The organism is Streptomyces sp. PA03-6a (assembly GCF_033792765.1).
Classification (GTDB): domain Bacteria; phylum Actinomycetota; class Actinomycetes; order Streptomycetales; family Streptomycetaceae; genus Actinacidiphila.
The window spans coordinates 1-1,300 of record NZ_JARAVK010000560.1 but is presented as its reverse complement, the minus strand read 5'-3'; the positions used below and the strand labels follow the sequence as shown (position 1 = coordinate 1,300).

1 protein-coding gene is annotated in these 1,300 nt (G+C 66.0%); it reads left to right on the top strand.

All coding sequences use genetic code 11. From position 1 onward, the window contains the following. Window positions 1-176 precede the first annotated feature (176 nt). Window positions 177-1,300 (top strand): hypothetical protein (locus PV350_RS46600; RefSeq protein WP_500339310.1); only part of this gene is annotated, 1,124 nt, incomplete at its 3' end.

Genomic DNA, 1,300 nt, shown 5'->3' with positions numbered 1-1,300 from the left:
TGCTGGAAGCCTCCAACAGGGCGCTGAGGGCGGCGTACGAACGCGATGACCGGCGCAATTCCCGGGGATGGCCGTCGGCCTCCCACCCGCCGGCTCCTCGCGTGCTGGGGTACACGGCTGTGGGGGTCTTCGGCAGAGCACTGGTTTATCGAACGCCGAATGAGGACCCGGGCCTCGTGGCCACCCGACTTTTCCAATCCGGCGGCGAGTTGCAGCGGACGGGTGTGGATATCTTCGTCCTGGAGTGGGCGGCCCGGCTGGAAAGTGAACGATCTGCTGTCGCACGCTTCGCTCACAAGTGGGTCAGCGCGGAACACACCGCGCGGTGGACTGACCGTGACTGGGGTACGCTCTCTGCGGCTCGTCACGATGAGGCGGTCATGCTCGACGTCGTGAAGTACTTTGCCCGCACCTATAACGATCGGATGTTCCACGAGTACGACCGGGCGCTGGAAGCGGCGAAGCAGTCGTACCTCTACGGCCGTACCCCTGGGATGTCCAGCGAGCATTTCGAGATGCTGCAAGCCGCGAAGGCAGCTCGCCGCTACGGCCAGCGTCTGCCCAGTGAGGCCTTCCGGTCGCTGGATGAGGATCTGCGTGCGAACCGCGAAAGCTACGTGCCTGCGGCGGTCGCCCACCTTATTCGGGTTAGCCGCGAGCTGCGTGACAGGGGCGTGGATGTCTTCGCTCTCAGATGGGTGGGCCGATCGGTCGATGAGAAAGCCGCTGTGGAAGCCCTGGTCCGCAAGACCCTGTCCGGTGGGTTGTTTGGCCGCTCGGAAAGCACTGCGGGCTGGACCTACCGTGACTGGGGAGTTGTGGCGGCAGCCCATATCCTCGATATCCTCGATAAGGCTCCCAACCCGAAGCCCGAAAACTGGTCGCAGGGAGCGCTCGTCGTGGCCACCATTCGGGAAGTGGCCAGGGAACATGCGCGGTCAGGTTCTGGGGCGGCGGGTGGCCAGTCGTCCGGTTCGCGGCGGGGCCCCATTGTCGGGATGGCGCTGGTGGATGACCAGGCGCAGAAGCGGCAGGTCCTGGAGGAATTGCGGGACGGGTTTGAGAAGGGCAGTGCGGAATATGAGCAGGTGCTGACTGCTCTGGCGTTTGTTGACCCGGCTGCCTCCCCTGTCAGCGGCGGAGGTACTGCCGGGGCTGCGGTTTTCGGTGATGCCAGCCGCGGCAGCGGTGGTGTGGGGCTGGCCGTCGGGGCTGACGGCGCCCCTGGCAACGTCACCACCCAACATCCGGCCCCCGTCACTGGTGCCGGGGGTGGTGTTGCGGGGGTCGGTGACCGCCT